This window comes from Phytobacter sp. V69, from assembly GCF_965644215.1.
Taxonomy (GTDB): Bacteria; Pseudomonadota; Gammaproteobacteria; order Enterobacterales; family Enterobacteriaceae; genus Phytobacter.
In genome coordinates this window covers 1-20,309 of the sequence record NZ_CBFFRL010000033.1, presented here as the reverse complement: position 1 = coordinate 20,309, position 20,309 = coordinate 1, and the positions used below count along the sequence as shown (strand labels likewise).

The following is a 20,309-nucleotide window of genomic DNA, read 5'->3' as shown; positions in this document are numbered from 1 at the left end:
ACCGTGTCCGAAGAGAGATTAGAAGCGGAAGGTTGCTGTTGCCACCACCTGACGCTCAGCACCCCAGAAGCAGCCATAGGTATTAAAGCAGCTTGCGACGTACTCGCGGTCAAACAGGTTGTTTACGTGTACAGCCACGTTGGAACCCGCCAGACCTACACGTGCCAGGTCGTAACGCACCAGCGCATCAACCACGGTGTAGCTTCCCACTTTGAAGGAGTTCGCCGGGTCTCCCTGGCTGGTACCTGTGAAGCGAGCGCCGGTACCCAGCGTCAGACCAGAGAGCGCACCATCAAAGAAGGTGTAATCGGTTCATGCAGACGCCATGTGTTTAGGTACCTGGGCAGGCGTGTTGCCTTTGTAGTTGGTGTCGGTAGTGTACTCAGCCTCGGTGTAGGTATAAGAACCGACCACGTTGATGTTGGCTGACAGTGCCGCTTTCGCTTCCAATTCAACGCCGCGCGCGCGAATTTCACCGCCTTGAATGGACCAGAATGAACCAGGGGTCGGATCGGCCATCAGGTTGTTGGTTTTGGTCAACTGGTAAACAGCACCGGTCAGCACGATCGGACGATCTTTCGGTACGTATTTCACGCCGGCTTCATACTGCTTGCCTTTAGACGGGGCAAAAATTGCGCCGTCAGCACCCGTGGTGGATGCCGGTTCAAAGGATTCGCTATAGCTGAAGTACGGGGTAACACCGTTGTCGAACAGATAGTTAACACCACCACGCCATGTGAACTGCTTATCGTCGCGTGCAGGATGGGTACCATAGTCAGGGTTCAGGGAATCTTGCTTCGCCCAGTCGTAACGACCACCGAGGGTGACCAGTACTTTATCCCACTGCGCCTGATCCTGTGCATAGACACCGGTCTGTTTCTGTTTGACCAGCACACGGTAAGGACCGGAAGAGCCTGGATGTGAACTAAAGTCAAAATCACTGCGATCAAGGTTATAAATATCAGACGGCGCAACAGAACCCACATAGCCAAAATACGAGTCGATATCGTTACGCATGCGCATAAAGTCAACACCCGTCAGCAGGGTGTGATCGATAGCACCGGTAGCAAATTTGCTCTGCAACTGAGTATCCACCGTGAAGGTCTGCAGTTTTTCGCGGTCAATCACATACTGACGGGTCAGGTAATGACCCCAGTCTGACGGCGCAATGCTCGCGCAAGGGCTGGAATCAGGATCACTGCTATAGAGCTTATCCGAACACATGCCATAGCCATACACACTGTTTTGCGAGGTTTTGTTCTCTGCAAAGCGCAGGTTCTGACGCACGGTGAAGGTGTCGTTAAAGCCGTGTTCGAAGCTGTAGCCGACCATTTTCTGATTACGCGAGTAGGTGTTGTTCTCAGCACCCTCGTTGAAATCTCTGGAAAGGCGTTGGCCGTTCGGCAGCGGCTGAACCGTCCCCTCTTTTGGCAACCAGCCGTAATAACCGGTGTCCGGCTCGTTCTGGAAGTAAGAGAGGAAGGTGAAATTGGTTTTATCATCAGGACGCCAACTGAAAGACGGAGCGATGGTGTAGCGCTGCTCTTTTGCCCCTTCCTGCTGGGCGTTAGCGGAACGTGCCAGACCGGTCAAACGGTAGGAGTAAACACCGTTATCATCCAGCGCGTCGCTGAAATCAAAACCTGTTTGATACAGGTTATCGGTGCCCATTTTGAACTGGACTTCATACAGCGGCGTAGTGGTCGGACGTTTGCTGACCATGTTCAACAAACCACCCGGGCTGCTCTTACCGTACAGCACAGAAGCCGGGCCGCGCAGGATTTCGGCACGTTCGAGCATGTAAGGGTCAATCACCGCGTCGTTATAGAAGTTGCCCTGCATCTTCATACCGTCGAGGTAGTTGTTCTGGCTCTGCTGATCAGCAGCAAAACCACGAATGATCAGATAGTCATAGGTGTTGGATGCACCGCGCGTCCCCACGGCAACACCTGGGGTGTAACTCAGCGCTTCCTTGACGGACTTAGGCTGATGCAGAGCCATCTCTTCGCTGGTCACCACGGAGATAGACTGCGGGGTCTTCTCAATCGAGGTATCCGTTTTGGTTCCCGTTGCGGAGTGGCGCGCAGCAATCGTTGCGGCCGGGCCCCACGCATTTTCCTGCGGAGCAGTACTGTTGGTGGTAACGGTAATGGTTTCTTCGGGTTGGGTCGTTGCAGCCTGTGCATAGACAGACATGCCGCTAACCGCTGTGGCTACAACTACTGCGAGTTTACGCAGCGTAGTATTGACTGGCTGAGCAGTTTTTGGACGCGCCATTATATTTTCTCTGACAATGAGTGAATGATAACGTAAACGATAATTATTATTATGACCGCAGCATAATATGCGAAGCGCCGACCGCATAGCAAGCGCTAAGCGGCCCTGCACGGTGTGAGGGATTAATAAACAACCAGGTAAAAAGTATGGATTTAATAAGGGATTAAAAAGGATTTAAAACCACGTTAAAGGAATGTTTTAACCGGGTCTAAATGAAAAACCCCCAGTCAGGCGACCAGGGGTTTGAGGATTAATTACTGCCGAACATATCTTTAATCCAGCCTGCGACACCGTCGCTCTTCTCTTGCTGCTGTTGCGGCGGTTGTTGCTGAGGCTGCTGCTGCGGCTGGGTTGACTGATCGAACGGGTTACCCTGCTGCTGCGGCTGCACCGGACTTTGCTGGCACAGCGTTTCCGGCGAAGTGGTCCAGACCGGCAGCGAACGCGTACCGCCGCCACCGCACATAAAGTTGCCCATATCATCCACGCTCATGGTGGTGATATCTTCCGGCGGCGTCAGATCCAGCGGAATCGGCGACTGGTTTGCCAAATAGCGCTGATAGATAGCCATCGCCCCGCTCGCACCGTACAGCTTGGTCGGCTGGTTATTATCACGCCCTACCCAGGTAATGGTCACTTCACGTCCGTCAATCCCGGCAAACCAGGTATCGACGTTGTTGTTGGTGGTCCCGGTTTTCCCGGCCAGATGCAGCCCCGGATACTTCGCACCAAGCTGGCGACCCGTACCGCGCTGAATAACCTGCTGCATGGTCCACAGCGTCAGGTAAGCCGCTTGCGCAGGCACCGCACGTTCAGACTGCGGGAAGCTCTGATAGAGCACCGTGCCGTCCTCTGCAATCACCGAACGCAGCGCAGACAGCGTTGCACGGTTACCGCCGCTGGCGATGGTCTGGAACGCCTGCGCCACTTCAATCGGCGTCAGGTTCAGCGCACCGAGCAGCATGGACGGGTTCGCCGTCAACTGGTCTTTCGGCGCCCCCAGTTTCAGCCAGGTATTGGTGACCGCAGGCAGGCCCATCGCCATCCCGAGGTTAACCGTCGGCACGTTCATGGAGCGCGTTAACGCATCCACCAGCATCACCTGGCCGCTAAAGCGGTGGTCATCGTTCTGCGGTGCCCACGTCTGGCCATTGGACAGACGCAGCGAAATCGGCGCATCGGCAATGGAAGTGTTCAGACGGAACTTATCCGGCTGGCTCAGCGCCGTCAGATAGGTCGCCGGTTTTGCCAGCGAGCCGATAGAACGGCGCGCCTGCATCGCACGGTTATAGCCCGCAAACTGGGGCGTTGCTCCGCCGACCATCGCCCGCACTTCACCACTGAAACGGTCGACAACCACCATCGCAGTTTCCAGATCGTCCAGTTTGCGCTGCTTGATCAACGCCGGAATACCTTCCACCGCCGCTTTTTCCGCTGCATCCTGCGCAACCGAATCAAAGGTGGTGAAAATCTTCACGCCGGAGAGATCTTTTACTTTATCGCCGAGTTTCGCCTGCAGCTCCTGACGGACCATCTGCATAAACGCAGGCTGCGGCGAAATCACGCCGCCGCGCGGCTGTACGCCCAGCGGACGGGCGCTGAGCATGTCGTACAGCTCCTGGTCAATCACCTTCTGCTCTTGCATCAGGCGCAGAACCAGGTTGCGTCGCTCCAGAGCCAGTTTAGGGTTACGCCATGGGTTGTAGATTGACGCCCCTTTCACCATCCCTACCAGCATCGCCTGCTGGTCAAGGCTCAGCTCTTCCACCGGGCGGCCAAAGTAGTAAAGGCTTGCCAGCGGGAAACCACGGATTTCGTTATCACCGCTCTGACCGAGGTAAACCTCGTTCATGTACAGTTCTAGGATACGATCCTTGCTGTAACGGGCATCCACAATCAGCGCCATGTAGGCTTCGTTAGCCTTACGCCAGTAGGAACGCTCGCTGCTCAGGAACAGGTTTTTCACCAGTTGCTGGGTCAGCGTACTCGCCCCCTGCACCGTACGTCCGGCGGTCAGGTTTGCCAGCACCGCACGCCCAATCGAGTAGAAGCTGATGCCGTCATGCTCGTAGAAATGGCGGTCTTCGGTGGCGATAAGCGTATCGATCAGCAGATCCGGGAAACCACTGCGCGGCACAAACAGACGCTGCTCGCCGTTTGGCGAAGACATCATGGTGATAAGGCGCGGATCGAGACGGAAGAAACCGAACTGACGGTTGCTGTCCATGTTCTCAATGCTATCGAGTCGATCGCCATCAAACGTCAAACGCGCGCGGACCTGCCCCTCTTTGCTGTCGGGGAAGTCAAACGGGCGGCGGATCATCTCAATGCTTTTCGCCTGCACGGTAAACTCGCCGGGACGCGTCATCTTCGTCACCTGGCGGTACTGCGTGGCTTCCAGCAGTTTGATCATCTCGTTTTTACTGACGGGCATATCCGGCTCAAGATTGACCATGCGGCCATACACGGCAGCCGGCAGTTGCCACACTTTGCCGTCGATACGACTGCGGATCTTCTGATCCAGATACACGCCATAAATGGCGAGCAGCACCGCACCTACGATACAAATTTTGACCAGCAGCCAGAACCAACGGCGTTTACCGCGAGGCTTGCCGCTTTTGCCTTTCCCTTTACGTGGCGCTGGCTCTTGCTCATCGCCATCGTCATCTTCGTAGTCGTCTTCCTCTTCTCTGACTCGACGACGACTCACTTTTTCTTTTGCCGGACGTGAAGGTCTACTCTTACGTCCAATTGGCTCGCGGTCATTCCCCGCCATGCTCTCTCTCCGCAACGTTCAGGCGCAAGGGCCTGATTCTCAGCTCTTCTACCTCCAGGCAGAAGAAGAAATCTCTCAAAAACCAATAGTCTTTTCACCCTCTCCCTGTGGGAGAGGACCGGGGTGAGGGCATCAGGCCGCACTCCCCCCTCAACTACGAATACTTTTTCGTGCGCCGCGTCGGCGCGGTATTCGCCGGATCGTCCGGCCAGACATGTTTGGGATATCGCCCCTTCATCTCTTTTTGCACTTCACGGTACGCCCCCTGCCAGAACGCGGCTAAATCGCGCGTAATTTGCAGCGGACGCTGGGCCGGTGAAAGCAGTTCCAGCACCAGCGCAATGCGCCCCTGAGCGATAGCAGGCGTCGTGGCCTCACCAAACATCTCCTGCATACGCACCGCCAGCGCGGGCGGATTATCCTCATGATAGCGAATCGCGATCCGGCTTCCCGTCGGCACAGTGTAATGCCCAGGCAGTTCACTATCCAGACGTTGACGCAAAGGCCAGGGTAAGAAAGCCTTTAACGCGTCGCCCACATCCAGCGCTTTCAGCGCACGCAGCGAGTGCACGCCGCCCATTTGCGGTAACAGCCAGCTTTCCAGAGAAGCAAGCAGTGAGGCGTCATCCACCGCAGGCCAGGCCTCTTCCGGCAACCATTTCGCCGCACAGTGTAACCGCAGACGTAACTGTTTTGCCTCCGGCGTCCAGTTAAGAACCTCCAGCCCTTTGTCACGAATGCCGTTGAGCATCGCCTGGTGCAGTTCCTCTTCCGGAAGCTTCGCCAGCGGCTGAACCTTCACCGTCAGTTGGCCAATCCGGCTACGACGAAACGCCTTTAACGTTCCCTGTGCTTCATCCCATTCCACAGAGTCAGACGGCTGAACGATGTGCGGACATGCCGCTATTAGCCGATCGATATCCAGCGGCAGCGCCAGCAAAATGCGGGCGTCCGGCGACTGGCTCCCCTGCAACAGCAGAGGCGCGAGCAGCCATTCATGGCGATTGAGGGCGTCATCCGCATCCAGCATTGCGCCCATGCCGTTTGCCAGCTGATAGCGCCCATCCTGGCCGCGCCTGCGCGCTATACGGTCGGCAAAGGCGCTGGCAAGCAACGGGGCCAGCGTATCGCTATCGGGCTCACCTTCCGCGCTCTTCAACCGGCGAGTCAACTGCCTGGCACGTTGCTGCCACTGAGGCTGATTCCGGGAAAAAGCGGAACTCAAATCGCTGTTGCCGCCGCGCGGTGGCTCTTCAAGAATGGCAGCGAGCTTCGCCGCCGTTGCCACTTCATCGGCACCGCTGGCGCTTGCCAACATTGCTGCCAGCCGCGGATCATTACCCAGCGAGGCCATTTTTTGCCCGAATGGCGACAGACGATCGCCCTCCAGCGCAAGCAGTTGCGTCAACAGTCGCTTCGCTGCCGCAAGGTTAGTCGCCGGAGGTAAATCCAGCCAGTTAAGCTGCGCCGGATCCTGGCATCCCCACTGTAATAACTCCATCAACAGGCCAGACAAATCACTTTGTAAGATTTCCGGTTCGCTCTGCGCCGCCGCCCGTTCGGCCTGTTCTTTACCGATCAGGTGCAGGCAGATACCCGGTTCAAGACGCCCGGCGCGCCCGGCTCGCTGCGTCATTGATGCCTGACTCACGCGCTGGGTGACAAGCCGCGTTAACCCTGTTCGCGAATCGAAACGGGCCACGCGTTCCTGGGCGCTGTCGACGACCAGGCGAATGCCCTCAATGGTCAGACTGGTTTCGGCGATATTGGTGGCCAGCACCACCTTGCGCTGCCCGGCAGGCGCAGGCAGTATCGCTTTGCGTTGTTCACTAAGCGGCAATGCGCCATACAGCGGGCAAAGCAGCACATCGCTGCCGACCCGGCTGAAGAGCTGCTCCTGCACGCGCTGTATTTCCCCGACGCCCGGCAAAAACAGCAGCAATGACCCCACTTGCGAACGCAGCAGGTCGGCCGTCGCCACCGCAACCGCCTCGTCAAAACGCTGATGGGTGCTTAATGCCTGATAGCGCCGCTCGACCGGGTGCATGCGCCCCTCGGAAACAATCAGCGGCGCATCCGGCAGCAGCGTCTGTAGACGGTTATTATCCAGGGTTGCCGACATCACCAGCAGCTTAAGGTCATCACGCAGCCCCTGCTGAACATCCAGCAACAGCGCCAGTGCCAGGTCGGCCTGCAGGCTACGTTCGTGAAATTCATCGAGGATCACCAGCCCAACGCCGCTGAGCTCGGGATCGTGCTGGATCATCCGGGTCAGGATCCCTTCGGTCACTACCTCCAGGCGCGTATTCGGCCCAACACAGGTTTGCGCTCTCATCCGGTAGCCGACGGTGTCGCCCGGCTGCTCATTCAGCAACTCCGCCAACCTTTGTGCCACATTGCGGGCAGCCAGCCTGCGCGGCTCAAGCAGTAAAATACGCCCGTCGATTCCGCCCTGTTGTAACAATTGCAGCGGCAGCCAGGTTGACTTCCCCGCACCTGTTGGAGCGGTCAGCAGTACCTGGGGAGCGCGTTGTAACGCGCTGAGGAGGTCGGGCAATACGGCGGCAACCGGCAGTGAGGACACACAAGGCTCCAGAGGATTCACATGGATAAGGACGGTGCCAATTGTACATGAAGTGCAGCGCTTTGGAGTGCCGAAGCATTTGCGGGCATCCGCCTGCCATTGTAGCATCGCGACAAATCCTAACTGAGTGCCTGCCATGTCTGAATCGAAAAGGTTGTTTTTCGCCATCGAATTGCCCGACGCCACCCGTCAGGACGTGGTGCGCTGGCGGGCAGAACATTTTCCGCAGGATGCCGGACGGCCGGTTGCCGCAGCAAACTTGCATCTGACGCTGGCGTTTTTGGGGGAAGTCAGTGCGGAAAAACAGCGGGCGCTGGAAACCCTGGCCGGACGCATTCGCCAGCCGGGCTTTACGCTACAACTGGATGACGCAGGTCAATGGTTACGCTCACGCGTCATCTGGCTTGGTCCTCGCCAGTCACCGCGTGGACTGCTGCAACTGGCGGATATGTTGCGCGCTCAGGCGGCCCGCAGTGGATGCTGGCAAAGCCCGACGCCGTTTCATTCCCATATCACCCTGCTGCGCGACGCCAGCCATGCGGTAACCATTCCGCCGCCGGGTTTTCACTGGGCTTTTCCTGTAACAGAGTTTGTTTTGTATGAATCGCAGTTTGCCGGAGGGCGCCTGCGTTACACGGCGTTAAACCGCTGGACGCTAAAAACATAAAAAAGGATACGTCATGGAATTTTCTCCGCCCCTCAAGTCCGCCACGCTCATTCAGCGCTATAAGCGGTTTCTTGCCGATGTGATTACGCCGGAAGGCGAAACGCTGACTATCCATTGCCCAAATACCGGCGCTATGACCGGTTGCGCAACGCCTGGCGATATGGTCTGGTATTCCACATCAGAAAATACTAAACGCAAATATCCACACACCTGGGAATTAACTCAAACTCAACAGGGCGCATTTATTTGCGTTAATACGCTTCGCGCTAATACGTTAACGAAGGAAGCGATCCAGCAAAACCGCCTGCCTGAGCTGCTGGGTTACAGCGCACTGAAAAGTGAAGTGAAATATGGTGCCGAAGGCAGCAGAATTGATTTCCTGTTACAGGCGGATGGCCGCCGCAACTGCTATATTGAAGTTAAATCAGTAACGCTCGCAGAGCGGGAATACGGATTTTTCCCTGATGCAGTTACGCTACGCGGACAAAAACATCTGCGTGAGTTAATGAGCGTAGCGGCCAGCGGCGACCGCGCCGTAATACTGTTTACCGTGCTGCATTCAGCCGTTGAACATTTTTCTCCAGCGCGCCATATTGATGAGAAATACGCACGATTGTTAAAGGAAGCACAAAGTCAGGGTGTAGAAATTCTGGCGGTAAAAGCGGAACTTTCTGCTACAAATATGACTCTGAGATTGCCGCTGCCTTTTACGATATAGGGCAGCCATTGACTAATTAGTGTTCTGGTCGCGTGCGCAAATACGCTTTTCCTCACAGGGTTGTCAAGTGTTACGTTTAGATATTTGCCATCCGGAAAAGCATCTGCTATTTATAGCGGCCTGATTTTCCCCCAACACGGGGATCGATAGTGCGTGTTAAGGAGAAGCAACATGCAAGAAGGGCAAAACCGTAAAACATCGTCCCTGAGTATTCTCGCCATCGCTGGGGTGGAGCCGTATCAAGAGAAACCGGGCGAAGAGTATATGAATGAAGCCCAGCTGGCGCACTTCAGACGTATTCTTGAAGCGTGGCGTAATCAACTCAGGGATGAAGTCGATCGCACCGTCACCCATATGCAGGATGAAGCAGCTAACTTCCCGGACCCGGTAGACCGTGCCGCACAGGAAGAAGAGTTCAGCCTCGAACTGCGTAACCGTGACCGCGAGCGTAAACTGATCAAAAAGATCGAGAAGACGCTGAAAAAAGTAGAAGACGAAGATTTCGGCTTCTGCGAATCCTGCGGTGTTGAAATTGGCATTCGTCGCCTGGAAGCGCGTCCGACCGCTGACCTGTGCATCGATTGCAAAACACTGGCGGAAATCCGCGAAAAACAGATGGCGGGCTAATTCGCCTCACGACCAACAGCCGGTCAATCTAAGACGGCGCAGCGCTGATTCCAGCCTGCGCCTTCAAATCAGGCTGTGCTATAGTCGGGAAAATTTTTCCCGTAGTGGTTTTTTTGCCTGTCAATATGCCTGACTCTCACTATATCGGGCGCTTCGCGCCATCACCGTCCGGTGAACTTCATTTTGGTTCCCTCATTGCTGCTCTCGGCAGTTACCTCCAGGCACGCGCCAATCAAGGCATCTGGCGAGTGCGTATCGAAGATATTGATCCCCCGCGTGAAGTCCCCGGTGCGGCAGACACCATCCTGCGCCAGCTTGAGCATTACGGCCTGCTCTGGGACGGTGACGTACTCTGGCAATCCCAGCGCCATGACGCCTATCGCGACGCACTGGCCTGGCTGCATGCCGAGGGGTTGAGTTACTACTGCACCTGTACGCGGGCGCGCATTCAGAGCGTGGGCGGCACATATGATGGTCATTGCCGGAGCGCCCATAATGGCCCGGACAATGCCGCCGTACGCCTGGTGCAGCAACATCCAGTACTCCATTTTCACGACAGGCTGCGCGGCGAACTCTATGCGGATGAAAAACTGGCGCGCGAGGATTTTATTATCCATCGCCGGGACGGTCTGTTTGCCTATAACCTCGCCGTGGTGGTTGATGACCATTTTCAGGGCGTCACGGAGATTGTGCGCGGTGCCGATCTCATTGAACCGACGGTCAGGCAAATTTCGCTCTATCAACAATTTAGCTGGCCGGAACCGCAATATATCCATCTGCCGCTGGCGTTAAATGCGCAGGGGAACAAACTCTCCAAGCAAAACCACGCTCCCGCCTTGCCGAGCGGCGATCCGCGCCCCATAATAATCAGGGCTTTACAATTCTTAAACCAGAGCGCAACAAATGAGTGGCAGGATCTCAGCGTCGACGATCTACTGACCCATGCGGTGGCAAACTGGACGCTCGCCGAGGTGCCGATTGCAGTGGATGTGAATACGGCATTCTCAAACGCCTCGCGCTGAGCTATGATTAGCCGCTATTTTTTTGTCCTGACGTTTGACACTACCGAGGTGCACTATTTTTACCCGAGTCGCTAATTTTTGCCGTAAGGTGCTAAGTCGCGAAGAGAGCATGGTCGTTGAGGCTATCGTACAACCTCAGATGACGGTTATCGCTCGTGAACAGCACGCTATTTCCCGCAAAGATATCAGTGAAAATGCGCTCAAAGTCCTCTACCGCCTGAACAAAGCTGGTTATGAGGCTTATCTCGTCGGTGGTGGCGTGCGTGATTTATTGCTGGGCAAAAAACCAAAAGATTTCGACGTCACGACGAATGCCACGCCGGATCAGGTGCGTAAATTATTTCGCAACTGCCGCCTGGTTGGTCGTCGTTTCCGCCTGGCCCACGTTATGTTTGGGCCGGAAATTATTGAAGTCGCCACCTTCCGTGGTCATCACGAAGATACCGAAGCCGACCGTACTACCTCTCAGCGTGGGCAGAATGGCATGTTGCTGCGCGACAATATTTTCGGTTCTATCGAAGAAGATGCCCAGCGTCGCGATTTCACCATCAACAGCCTTTATTACAGCGTTGCTGACTTCACCGTACGTGATTATGTCGGCGGCATGCGTGACCTGGAAGAAGGCGTCATTCGCCTGATTGGTAATCCGGAAACACGCTACCGCGAAGACCCGGTACGTATGCTGCGGGCGGTGCGTTTCGCCGCCAAGCTGGGTATGAGCATCAGTGCCGAGACCGCCGAACCGATTCCTCGCCTGGCCGCCCTGATTAACGACGTTCCCCCTGCGCGCCTGTTTGAAGAGTCGCTTAAATTGCTGCAGGCGGGCTATGGCTTCGATACCTACACGCTACTGCGCGAATATAACCTCTTCCAGCCCCTGTTCCCGACCATCAGCCGCTTCTTCACCGAAAACGGTGACAGCCCGATGGAACGCATCATTGCGCAGGTGCTGAAAAACACCGATACCCGCATTCACAATGATATGCGCGTTAACCCGGCGTTTTTGTTTGCGGCCATGTTCTGGTATCCGCTGCTGGAAACCGCACAGCGCATTACTCAGGAAGGCGGTCTGGCGTATTACGATGCCTTCGCGCTGGCGATGAACGATGTGTTGGACGAAGCCTGCCGCTCGCTGGCCATCCCAAAACGTATTACCTCGCTGATTCGCGATATCTGGCAGCTGCAACTGCGTATGTCCCGTCGTCAGGGCAAACGCGCGTGGAAACTGATGGAGCATCCGAAATTCCGCGCCGCCTACGATCTGCTGGCTCTGCGTGCCGACGTGGAAAACAACGGCGAACTGCAGCGTCTGGTGAAATGGTGGGGAGAGTTCCAGGTTTCCGCACCGCCAGAGCAAAAAGACATGCTTGAAGATCTGGGCGACGAACCCGCCGTTCGTCGTCGCCACCGCCGCCCGCGCAAACGCGCGCCGCGCCGCGAAGGCAGCGCATAAAACATCCCTTTCAGGCCTGCCACGTGCAGGCCTAATGCTATACAGAAATGAAAAACGCAGGAGCCTGTATGTCCCCGACCCTTTGCTATATCGCCATCGGCAGTAATCTCGCTTCGCCTCTGGAGCAGGTAAAGGCGGCGCTGGACGCGATTGGTGAGATCCCGCAAAGCCGCGTGGTCGCCGTCTCCTCGTTCTACCGCACGCCGCCGCTTGGCCCGCAGGATCAGCCTGACTATCTCAACGCCGCTGTCGCGCTGGAAACCACGCTGGCGGCAGAAACATTACTGGACCACACCCAGCGCATTGAACTGCAGCAGGGACGCGTACGCAAAGCCGAGCGCTGGGGGCCGCGCACGCTGGACCTGGATATCATGCTATTTGGCGACCAGGTGATTCACACGCCGCGCCTCACCGTTCCCCACTATGACATGAAAAATCGCGGCTTTATGCTGTGGCCATTATTTGAAATTGCCCCTGCCATAGAATTTCCCGATGGTATAACGCTGACCGCCGCCCTCACAGAATGCGCAGCGGACAAGCCCGCCTTGTGGTAAAACGCTTTTCTGGGCGCATCTGATGTGATCGGTGTTGAACGGTTGCCTAAAATCATTGTTCACCTGAATGTTGCTGTTAGAATGCGCCAGAATTCGTTTTTAGCCATCAGGAAACGTTATGAAACCAACCACCATCTCCTGGCTGCATAAGTGCAAACAGGAAAAGAAACGCTTCGCTACCATCACTGCCTACGATTACAGCTTCGCTAAACTGTTCGCCGAAGAAGGTATCAACGTGATGTTGGTTGGCGACTCGTTAGGGATGACGGTACAAGGTCATGATTCCACCCTGCCCGTGACGGTAGACGATATCGCCTATCACACGCGTGCGGTGCGCCGTGGTGCCCCTTATTGCTTACTGCTGGCTGACCTGCCGTTTATGGCGTACGCCACGCCGGAGCAGGCCTTTGAACACTCCTCCACCGTGATGCGTGCCGGGGCCAATATGGTAAAAATCGAAGGCGGTCGATGGCTGGCTGACACGGTGAAAATGCTCACCGAACGCGCCGTGCCGGTGTGTGGGCACCTGGGGTTAACGCCGCAATCCGTGAATATCTTCGGTGGCTACAAAGTTCAGGGGCGCGGCGATGCCGGTCAAACGTTGCTGGACGACGCGCTGGCGCTTGAAGCCGCAGGTGCGCAGCTACTGGTGCTGGAGTGTGTGCCGGTCGAACTGGCAAAGCGTGTCACTGATGCGCTGACTATTCCGGTTATTGGCATCGGGGCGGGTAACGTCACTGACGGTCAGATTCTGGTGATGCACGACGCGTTCGGCATTACTGGCGGCCATATCCCTAAATTTGCGAAAAACTTCCTGAGCGAGGCGGGTGACATGCGCGCCGCTGTCCGCCAGTATGTTGCCGACGTTGAGTCCGGAGTCTATCCGGGCGAAGAACACAGTTTCCATTAAGGAGTCCTGTTGTGTTGATTATCGAAACCCTGCCGCTGCTGCGCCAGCATATCCGCCGCCTGCGTCAGGAAGGAAAGCGTATTGCGCTGGTGCCCACCATGGGTAACCTGCACGATGGCCATATGACGCTGGTCGATGAAGCGAAAGCCCGCGCGGATGTCGTTGTCGTCAGTATTTTCGTTAACCCGATGCAGTTTGACCGCGCCGACGATCTGGCACGCTACCCACGTACCCTGCAGGAAGATTGCGAAAAGCTGAACAAACGAAAAGTGGATTTTGTTTTCGCCCCTGCGCCGAATGATGTCTACCCGAAGGGCACGGACACGCAAACGTATGTCGATGTTCCGGGGATATCCACCATGCTCGAAGGCGCAAGCCGTCCGGGTCATTTCCGCGGTGTCTCCACCATCGTCAGCAAGCTGTTTAACCTGGTTCAGCCGGATATCGCCTGCTTTGGCGAGAAGGATTACCAACAGTTGCAGCTGATCCGCAAAATGGTCGCCGATATGGGCTACGACATAGAAATTATCGGTGTACCAACCGTGCGTGCAAAAGACGGCCTGGCACTCAGTTCCCGCAACGGTTATCTCACCAGCGATCAGCGCAAAATCGCACCGGGGTTGAGCAAAACCATGAACGCGATGGCGGCAAAACTGCAGGCTGGCGAGCGCGATATCGAGGAAATCATCACCCTGGCAGAACAGGCGTTGAATGAGGCAGGACTGCGCCCGGATGATATCCAGATTCGCGATGCCGACACGCTTCTGGAGCTTGCTGAGACCAGCAAACGCGCGGTAATTTTGATGGCCGCGTGGCTGGGCCAGGCGCGTCTGATCGACAATAAAGTGGTTGAACTCACCCTGTAGACAGGGGTTAAAAAACGGGCAATACTGCCCTGTTATCGACCAGGTCCGGCACCGCTGCCGGGCCGGGAAAATCTGGCCGGGCAGCCAAACGCCACCCGGCGATATACGTGTATTTCGTTACGCCATTAAAGGTAGAAGTTATGATTCGCACTATGCTGCAAGGCAAGCTCCACCGCGTCAAAGTGACTCAGGCCGACCTGCACTATGAAGGTTCCTGCGCGATTGACCAGGATTTCCTTGAGGCGGCTGGTATCCTGGAATACGAAGCCATCGATATTTACAACGTCACCAACGGTAAGCGTTTTTCCACCTACGCTATCGCCGGTGAACGTGGCTCCCGCATTATTTCGGTCAACGGCGCCGCGGCACACTGCGCTGACGTTGGCGATATCCTGATCATCGCAAGCTACGTCACCATGCCGGATGAGCAGGCGCGTAGCTGGCAGCCGAAAGTCGCCTACTTTGACGGCGACAACGACATGAAACGCACTGCGAAAGCGGTACCGGTGCAGGTGGCATAAGTCATCCGGCGGTAAAGCATCATTGCCCCAATCAGGGGGAGAAGGCGTTATTGATGCAGACAGTTTGGACACGGACAGCGCGCAGAAACCGGAGCGTACATCTAGTACGTGAGGATTTCGAGCACTGCCCGGGTTCAAAATGACAAATAAAATAGCCTTATACCCCTGATTTTACCCCTGAGGCTGATTACTGATTAACCTCGACATATCCTCCAGCGAATCCGTCTTTAAGATATACAGCCGTTTCAGCAAGTACGGATTATCCCCAGGCTTTACCTTTCCTCGCACCGTGGTCAGCGCAAGATGGAACCCGGCATCTTTCGCGGCAGCCAGCGCCTTATCATCATAGCCACCGAACGGGTACGCCAGATACCATACGTGCCGATTGAACTGTGAAAGCGCACGGCGTGAATGTTTGAAATCCATCAGTGTATTGTCATAGCTACGACTCAGCAGGATCGGGTGGCCCATATCATCGGTGCGATGCAGAAAATGGGTATGCGACTGAAAATCAAAGACGTGAGAAATCTGTTCCAGCTCAGAGATACTCATGAACTGCAGGAATTTCGGATCCCAGGGCTGCGGTTTGAGTTTAATACGCGACGAAATGATAAAAGCCGTCGCTTTGAACCCGTACTGGCTTAACACCGGATACGCATAGCGGCTAACCGACTTTAGCCCGTCATCAAAGGTGATCGCCACCGACCGCGCGGGAAGGTTCATCGTATTGCGCACGTAGCCTTCCAGTTGATACATGCTCAAGGTGGTGTAACCCTGGTCACGCAGCCAACTCATCTGGTTGGTGAAAGCGCGAAGCGAGGTGGTTGTCGACGTGTGGCGAAAGCGCGTGTTTTCTTCGTCTTCCAGAATGTGATGGTAAGTGAGCACCGGAATACCGTTATCTTCCTGCGCATCCAGGCTGCTTATCCACGCCAGTCGCTCGCCAATGCGAATCTGGAACCAGGTCTGGTTGAGCCTGTCTTTCAGCTTGCTGATGATCGGGTAACGCAGATTCCCCGACAGAATACCCAGTTGCTCGCTGGTATTATCCGCCGCGTTGTACATTGGCGTATCGCGCCAGGTTACCAGGTTTTGGTTACTGAGGGGTTTATTGAGGTCACCCAGGCTGTCCTGCACCTGCTCATTGCCACGTACCGTGCCCAGGTGTCCCTTGTCTATCCACGCTTTGCCAAAGCCAAAACGGAACTCGTAGTAATCTTCGGTACCGGGCACCACGGCCAGGATTTGCCCGGCGCGGATATTGCCCACGGTCATGACATTGTTGCCAACCTGCGCCCATATATCGGCATCTTCCGTTATTTGCATATAACGCGCCGGATCGGGGTTATCACTGACGAGACGTGCGGAAGCGCTGTACGACACCACTAACAGCAGAATGAGGAGCAAACGAGGCATGCAAAAAACCAGGTTAAAAATGATTTAGATTATTGTAGGAAAAAGAAAAATGAATACCAATGTTTATTTTTCATACAGGTCGTGCAGCAACACAAACGGCGGATTTTTCTGTTGCTGATGCCAGAGACTGCTCACAACCGGTGCGCCTGCGGCCACAATCTGGTCACGGAAATCGCCACTACTGCATGATTCACGCAGTGGATACATCGCTTCCAGTAAGGTGGCATCGACGCCGGATATCACTTCACAATGCTCATGCTTATGGCTCATCAGCGACGCGGCGCGATAAGGCGCGGCCCCGGAAATGTCGGTCAAAAAGACCACGCCATCGCCTGAATCCGTTTCATGCAACGCATCGCAAATCATCCGGCTAAGCATATTGGTGCTGAGCCCGTGGCGAAAGTTGACGGCCCTGCACTGCTTTAGCGGACCAAACCGGCTCTCCAGACTGTCCAGCATCTCCTGCGCCAGTTCACCATGGCACGTAATGACCCATCCCAGCATACGTATCTCCTTAGCAGACTTGCAGTTTAGCCAGGTGACCATCAGCCGTCGGTGACAGATATCATAGAATAAAGGGGGAATGAGAACCCGGCGACGAACGCCACCGGGTAGTGGTGATTAACTGCGCAGACCGCGTCCGCGTTGGATTAAATACCAGCACAAACCATAGAACACGACGATAAACACCGCCAGCACACCCACCGTGGTGAAGAGCGGCACATCGGTAATACCAAGGAAACCAAAGCGGAAGCCGCTGATCATGTAGACAATAGGGTTCAGATGCGACAGCGCCTGCCAGAACGGCGGGAGCAGCGTCAGCGAATAGAACACCCCACCGAGATAGGTCAGCGGCGTCAGCACAAAGGTTGGGATCAGGCTGATGTCATCAAAGGTGGTCGCAAAGACCGCATTCAGCAGGCCCGCCAGCGAGAACAGCACCGCCGTCAGCAGCAACGTTAACGCGACAAATACCCATGAATGGACCTGAAAAGGGACGAAAAACAGCGAAACGGCGGTGACTAACACCCCGACGCAAATCCCGCGCGCGACGCCACCGCCCACATAGCCAATGATGATGACATGCGTCGGCACCGGCGCGACCAACAGTTCTTCAATATTGCGCTGAAACTTAGCGCTGAAAAACGATGATGCCACGTTGGCATAGGCGTTGGTGATCACCGCCATCATGATCAGACCCGGCACGATAAACTGCATGTAGGTGAAGCCATGCATTTCACCAATACGTGAACCAATCAGGTTACCGAAGATAATAAAATAGAGCGTCATGGTGATAACAGGCGGCACCAGGGTCTGGATCCAGATACGCATAAAGCGCTGGATCTCTTTGTGCCAGATACTTTTCAGCGCGACCCAATAAGGCTGCATCATGCGCGATCTCCTTTTTTGTCGTGAACCAGCGCGACAAACAGCTCTTCCAGACGGTTTGCTTTGTTACGCATACTCAATACCTGAATCCCCTGTGCGCTTAACTGACTGAACACGCTGTTGATCCCCTGCTCACGCAGCACTTCCACTTCCAGCGTCGACGTATCCACCAACCGATAGTTGTAGCCTTCCAGCTTCGGTAACGGGCTTTTCGCCGCCAAATCAAGGATAAAGGTTTCTGATTTTAGCTTTGCCAGCAACGACTTCATGGAGGTGTTTTCCACCAGCTCGCCGCTCTGAATGATGCCGATGTTGCGACACAGCATCTCCGCTTCTTCCAGATAGTGGGTGGTCAGAATGATGGTCGTGCCTTTGTCATTGAGATCTTTAAGGAATCCCCACATCGAGCGACGGAGTTCGATATCCACCCCTGCCGTTGGTTCATCCAGAATCAGCAGCTTCGGCTCATGCATCAACGCACGAGCAATCATCAAACGGCGCTTCATGCCACCGGATAACATCCGCGCACGTTCGCTGCGTTTTTCCCAGAGATCGAGCTGTTTGAGGTATTTTTTGCTGCGTTCCAGCGCTTCTTTTCGCTCAACGCCATAGTAGCCCGCCTGGTTAACCACGATTTGCTGTACGGTCTCAAACGGATTGAAGTTGAACTCTTGCGGAACCAGCCCCAGCTGGCGTTTGGCGTTGACCACGTCTTTTTCAAGGTCGTAACCAAAAACGCTGACACGGCCAGACGTTTTATTGACGAGCGAGCTGATGATGCCAATGGTTGTGGATTTGCCCGCACCGTTTGGCCCCAGAAGGGCATAAAAATCACCCGCTTGTACCTTAAGATCAATACCGCGCAGCGCCTGAACGCCGCCCGGATAGGTTTTTTTAAGCTGCTCAAGCTCCAGTGCAATGGTCATGAATTTTCACTTACCTTTTTTCTTACGCTCGAATGTGTGGTTTAAAAAAAAATGGAGTTGACCTATATTAGCGCAACGCACTTCTTTAGTTACAGGTCGTTAACCTCCATGAAAGACATAGATACACTCATCAGCAACAATGCACTATGGTCAAAAATGCTGGTGGAAGAGGATCCTGGATTCTTTGAAACGTTGGCGCAGGCACAGAAACCGCGCTTTCTATGGATTGGATGTTCTGACAGTCGCGTTCCTGCCGAACGTCTCACTGGTTTAGAACCAGGTGAACTTTTTGTACACCGAAATGTTGCAAACCTGGTCATTCACACCGACCTTAACTGCCTTTCGGTTGTTCAGTACGCGGTCGACGTGCTGGAAGTCGAGCATATTATCATCTGTGGCCACTACGGTTGCGGTGGCGTACAGGCTGCGGTAGAAAACCCGGAGCTGGGCCTCATCAACAACTGGCTGCTGCACATTCGTGATATCTGGTTCAAACACAGCTCACTGCTGGGCGAAATGCCAGAAGAACGCCGTCTGGATACCCTGTGCGAGCTGAACGTGATGGAACAGGTCTATAACCTGGGCCACTCAACGATTATGCAATCCGCCTGGAAACGCGGTCAGAAAGTGACCATTCACGGCTGGGCTTACGGTATTCATGATGGCCTGTTGCGTAATCTGGACGTCACGGCGACCAGTCGTGAAACGCTGGAACAGCGCTATCGCCAGGGTGTGTCTAACCTCAGCAGAAAACACGTTAATCACAAGTAATGCTGATGCGTTCTGAAAAAGCCGGGCACTGACCCGGCTTTTTTGTGCTTACTCTTCCAGCATCACAACTTTGCCGACATACGGCAGGTGGCGGTAACGCTGCGCATAGTCGATGCCGTAGCCGACAACGAATTCGTCAGGAATAGAGAAGCCGATATACTCGACCTCGACCTGCACTTCGCGGCGGGATGGTTTGTCGAGCAGTGTACAGATGGAGAGCGATTTCGGCTCACGCAGGCTGAGGATTTCACGCACTTTAGAAAGCGTATTGCCGGAGTCGATAATGTCTTCAACGATCAATACATCTTTGCCACGAATGTCTTCATCCAGGTCTTTAAGGATTTTCACATCGCGGGTCGTCGACATACCGCTACCGTAGCTGGAAGCGGTCATAAAATCGACTTCATGAGATACCTGTACTTCACGGCACAGATCGGCCATAAACATGAAAGAACCGCGCAGCAGGCCCACCAGCACCATCTCGCTGCCGCTATCTTTGTAATGTTCGGTGATTTGACGACCCAGTTCCGCGATACGCGCTTTGATCTCCGCTTCCGGGATCATCACTTCAACAGTATGTTTCATTTTAACTAACCATCTGATTTAAAAACAAATCATTCAATAACGGTAACGTAGTTCCGGTTATTGAAGCGCAAGGCGTGCAGTATACCAGCAAACGCATTTCCGATGCTTATCTGTCGATAAAGCTCATTTTGTGATGACGATCACACTTGTTAAATCCTATAATTAATTGCTACTAGATAGTGTCGTCACAAGATTTTAGCCCAGAGAGCGATGCATCTGATCTGGACGGCAGCGAGAAATGAGGCCG

17 protein-coding genes and 1 pseudogene are annotated in these 20,309 nt (G+C 54.9%); 10 read left to right on the top strand and 8 right to left on the bottom strand.

Annotated features, from left to right (window positions below):
* Window positions 1-18: 18 nt before the first annotated feature.
* The 3 genes and pseudogenes from fhuA to hrpB all read right to left on the bottom strand — a co-directional run bounded on the left by fhuA (window position 19) and on the right by hrpB (window position 7,637).
* Window positions 19-2,277: pseudogene (gene fhuA / locus ACSZPU_RS06915) on the bottom strand (ferrichrome porin FhuA).
* 250 nt (window positions 2,278-2,527) lie between these two features.
* Window positions 2,528-5,053: a bifunctional glycosyl transferase/transpeptidase gene (mrcB, locus tag ACSZPU_RS06910; RefSeq protein WP_498996859.1), complete on the bottom strand. Its 2,526-nt coding sequence runs from the start codon at window positions 5,051-5,053 to the stop codon at window positions 2,528-2,530.
* 154 nt (window positions 5,054-5,207) lie between these two features.
* Complete coding sequence (hrpB, locus tag ACSZPU_RS06905) at window positions 5,208-7,637, bottom strand: ATP-dependent helicase HrpB (RefSeq protein ID WP_498996858.1); 2,430 nt, start codon at window positions 7,635-7,637, stop codon at window positions 5,208-5,210.
* A 136-nt stretch (window positions 7,638-7,773) separates the two neighbouring features.
* On the opposite strand from hrpB, the gene thpR reads away from it, so the two are divergent.
* From thpR to panD, 9 genes are all read left to right on the top strand, one after another.
* Window positions 7,774-8,304, top strand: a complete 531-nt coding sequence (gene thpR / locus ACSZPU_RS06900) for an RNA 2',3'-cyclic phosphodiesterase (protein WP_498996855.1) — start codon at window positions 7,774-7,776, stop codon at window positions 8,302-8,304.
* 13 nt (window positions 8,305-8,317) lie between these two features.
* Entirely contained in the window at window positions 8,318-9,022 is a 705-nt protein-coding gene (gene sfsA, locus ACSZPU_RS06895; RefSeq protein ID WP_498996852.1) for a DNA/RNA nuclease SfsA, read from the top strand.
* A gap of 171 nt (window positions 9,023-9,193) precedes the next feature.
* On the top strand, window positions 9,194-9,649 hold the full coding sequence (dksA, locus tag ACSZPU_RS06890; protein WP_002463986.1) for an RNA polymerase-binding protein DksA: 456 nt from the start codon (window positions 9,194-9,196) through the stop codon (window positions 9,647-9,649).
* A 125-nt stretch (window positions 9,650-9,774) separates the two neighbouring features.
* On the top strand, window positions 9,775-10,671 hold the full coding sequence (gene gluQRS / locus ACSZPU_RS06885) for a tRNA glutamyl-Q(34) synthetase GluQRS (RefSeq protein WP_498996886.1): 897 nt from the start codon (window positions 9,775-9,777) through the stop codon (window positions 10,669-10,671).
* A 55-nt stretch (window positions 10,672-10,726) separates the two neighbouring features.
* Window positions 10,727-12,124 (top strand): polynucleotide adenylyltransferase PcnB, encoded by a 1,398-nt coding sequence (gene pcnB / locus ACSZPU_RS06880; RefSeq protein ID WP_498996883.1) that lies wholly within the window; start codon window positions 10,727-10,729, stop codon window positions 12,122-12,124.
* A 68-nt stretch (window positions 12,125-12,192) separates the two neighbouring features.
* Window positions 12,193-12,678 (top strand): 2-amino-4-hydroxy-6-hydroxymethyldihydropteridine diphosphokinase, encoded by a 486-nt coding sequence (folK, locus tag ACSZPU_RS06875; RefSeq protein WP_498996849.1) that lies wholly within the window; start codon window positions 12,193-12,195, stop codon window positions 12,676-12,678.
* A gap of 118 nt (window positions 12,679-12,796) precedes the next feature.
* Window positions 12,797-13,588 (top strand): 3-methyl-2-oxobutanoate hydroxymethyltransferase, encoded by a 792-nt coding sequence (gene panB / locus ACSZPU_RS06870; RefSeq protein ID WP_498996846.1) that lies wholly within the window; start codon window positions 12,797-12,799, stop codon window positions 13,586-13,588.
* Window positions 13,589-13,599: 11 nt separating this feature from the next.
* Entirely contained in the window at window positions 13,600-14,454 is an 855-nt protein-coding gene (gene panC, locus ACSZPU_RS06865) for a pantoate--beta-alanine ligase (RefSeq protein ID WP_498996843.1), read from the top strand.
* A 140-nt stretch (window positions 14,455-14,594) separates the two neighbouring features.
* Entirely contained in the window at window positions 14,595-14,975 is a 381-nt protein-coding gene (gene panD / locus ACSZPU_RS06860) for an aspartate 1-decarboxylase (protein ID WP_088220846.1), read from the top strand.
* 171 nt (window positions 14,976-15,146) lie between these two features.
* On the opposite strand, the gene ACSZPU_RS06855 is transcribed toward panD, so the two are convergent.
* The 4 genes from ACSZPU_RS06855 to ACSZPU_RS06840 all read right to left on the bottom strand — a co-directional run bounded on the left by ACSZPU_RS06855 (window position 15,147) and on the right by ACSZPU_RS06840 (window position 18,706).
* Window positions 15,147-16,391 (bottom strand): polysaccharide deacetylase family protein, encoded by a 1,245-nt coding sequence (locus ACSZPU_RS06855; RefSeq protein ID WP_498996840.1) that lies wholly within the window; start codon window positions 16,389-16,391, stop codon window positions 15,147-15,149.
* 63 nt (window positions 16,392-16,454) lie between these two features.
* Complete coding sequence (locus ACSZPU_RS06850) at window positions 16,455-16,895, bottom strand: PTS sugar transporter subunit IIA (protein WP_498996838.1); 441 nt, start codon at window positions 16,893-16,895, stop codon at window positions 16,455-16,457.
* A gap of 117 nt (window positions 16,896-17,012) precedes the next feature.
* Window positions 17,013-17,783 carry an ABC transporter permease gene (locus ACSZPU_RS06845; protein ID WP_498996835.1) on the bottom strand — a complete coding sequence of 257 codons (771 nt, stop codon included), beginning with the start codon at window positions 17,781-17,783 and terminating at the stop codon, window positions 17,013-17,015.
* Window positions 17,780-18,706, bottom strand: coding sequence for an ABC transporter ATP-binding protein (locus tag ACSZPU_RS06840; RefSeq protein ID WP_498996833.1), 927 nt, complete (start codon window positions 18,704-18,706; stop codon window positions 17,780-17,782). The genes ACSZPU_RS06845 and ACSZPU_RS06840 overlap by 4 nt, the downstream gene beginning before the upstream one ends.
* Window positions 18,707-18,814: 108 nt before the next feature.
* On the opposite strand from ACSZPU_RS06840, the gene can reads away from it, so the two are divergent.
* The gene (gene can, locus ACSZPU_RS06835; protein WP_498996831.1) at window positions 18,815-19,477 is read left to right on the top strand and encodes a carbonate dehydratase; all 663 of its coding nucleotides are present in this window, start codon (window positions 18,815-18,817) and stop codon (window positions 19,475-19,477) included.
* Between the two features lie 48 nt (window positions 19,478-19,525).
* Here can and hpt read toward each other — a convergent pair whose 3' ends face one another.
* Complete coding sequence (hpt, locus tag ACSZPU_RS06830; RefSeq protein ID WP_498996829.1) at window positions 19,526-20,062, bottom strand: hypoxanthine phosphoribosyltransferase; 537 nt, start codon at window positions 20,060-20,062, stop codon at window positions 19,526-19,528.
* Window positions 20,063-20,309 lie beyond the last annotated feature (247 nt).

Coding starts and splice junctions, on each gene's coding strand:
- mrcB (WP_498996859.1), bottom strand. CDS start 5,053: ATGGCGGGGAATGACCGCGAGCCAATTGGACGTAAGAGTAGACCTTCA.
- gluQRS (WP_498996886.1), top strand. CDS start 9,775: ATGCCTGACTCTCACTATATCGGGCGCTTCGCGCCATCACCGTCCGGT.
- panB (WP_498996846.1), top strand. CDS start 12,797: ATGAAACCAACCACCATCTCCTGGCTGCATAAGTGCAAACAGGAAAAG.
- hpt (WP_498996829.1), bottom strand. CDS start 20,062: ATGAAACATACTGTTGAAGTGATGATCCCGGAAGCGGAGATCAAAGCG.
- ACSZPU_RS06855 (WP_498996840.1), bottom strand. CDS start 16,391: ATGCCTCGTTTGCTCCTCATTCTGCTGTTAGTGGTGTCGTACAGCGCT.
- can (WP_498996831.1), top strand. CDS start 18,815: ATGAAAGACATAGATACACTCATCAGCAACAATGCACTATGGTCAAAA.
- panD (WP_088220846.1), top strand. CDS start 14,595: ATGATTCGCACTATGCTGCAAGGCAAGCTCCACCGCGTCAAAGTGACT.
- ACSZPU_RS06850 (WP_498996838.1), bottom strand. CDS start 16,895: ATGCTGGGATGGGTCATTACGTGCCATGGTGAACTGGCGCAGGAGATG.
- thpR (WP_498996855.1), top strand. CDS start 7,774: ATGTCTGAATCGAAAAGGTTGTTTTTCGCCATCGAATTGCCCGACGCC.
- sfsA (WP_498996852.1), top strand. CDS start 8,318: ATGGAATTTTCTCCGCCCCTCAAGTCCGCCACGCTCATTCAGCGCTAT.
- folK (WP_498996849.1), top strand. CDS start 12,193: ATGTCCCCGACCCTTTGCTATATCGCCATCGGCAGTAATCTCGCTTCG.
- ACSZPU_RS06840 (WP_498996833.1), bottom strand. CDS start 18,706: ATGACCATTGCACTGGAGCTTGAGCAGCTTAAAAAAACCTATCCGGGC.
- ACSZPU_RS06845 (WP_498996835.1), bottom strand. CDS start 17,783: ATGATGCAGCCTTATTGGGTCGCGCTGAAAAGTATCTGGCACAAAGAG.
- dksA (WP_002463986.1), top strand. CDS start 9,194: ATGCAAGAAGGGCAAAACCGTAAAACATCGTCCCTGAGTATTCTCGCC.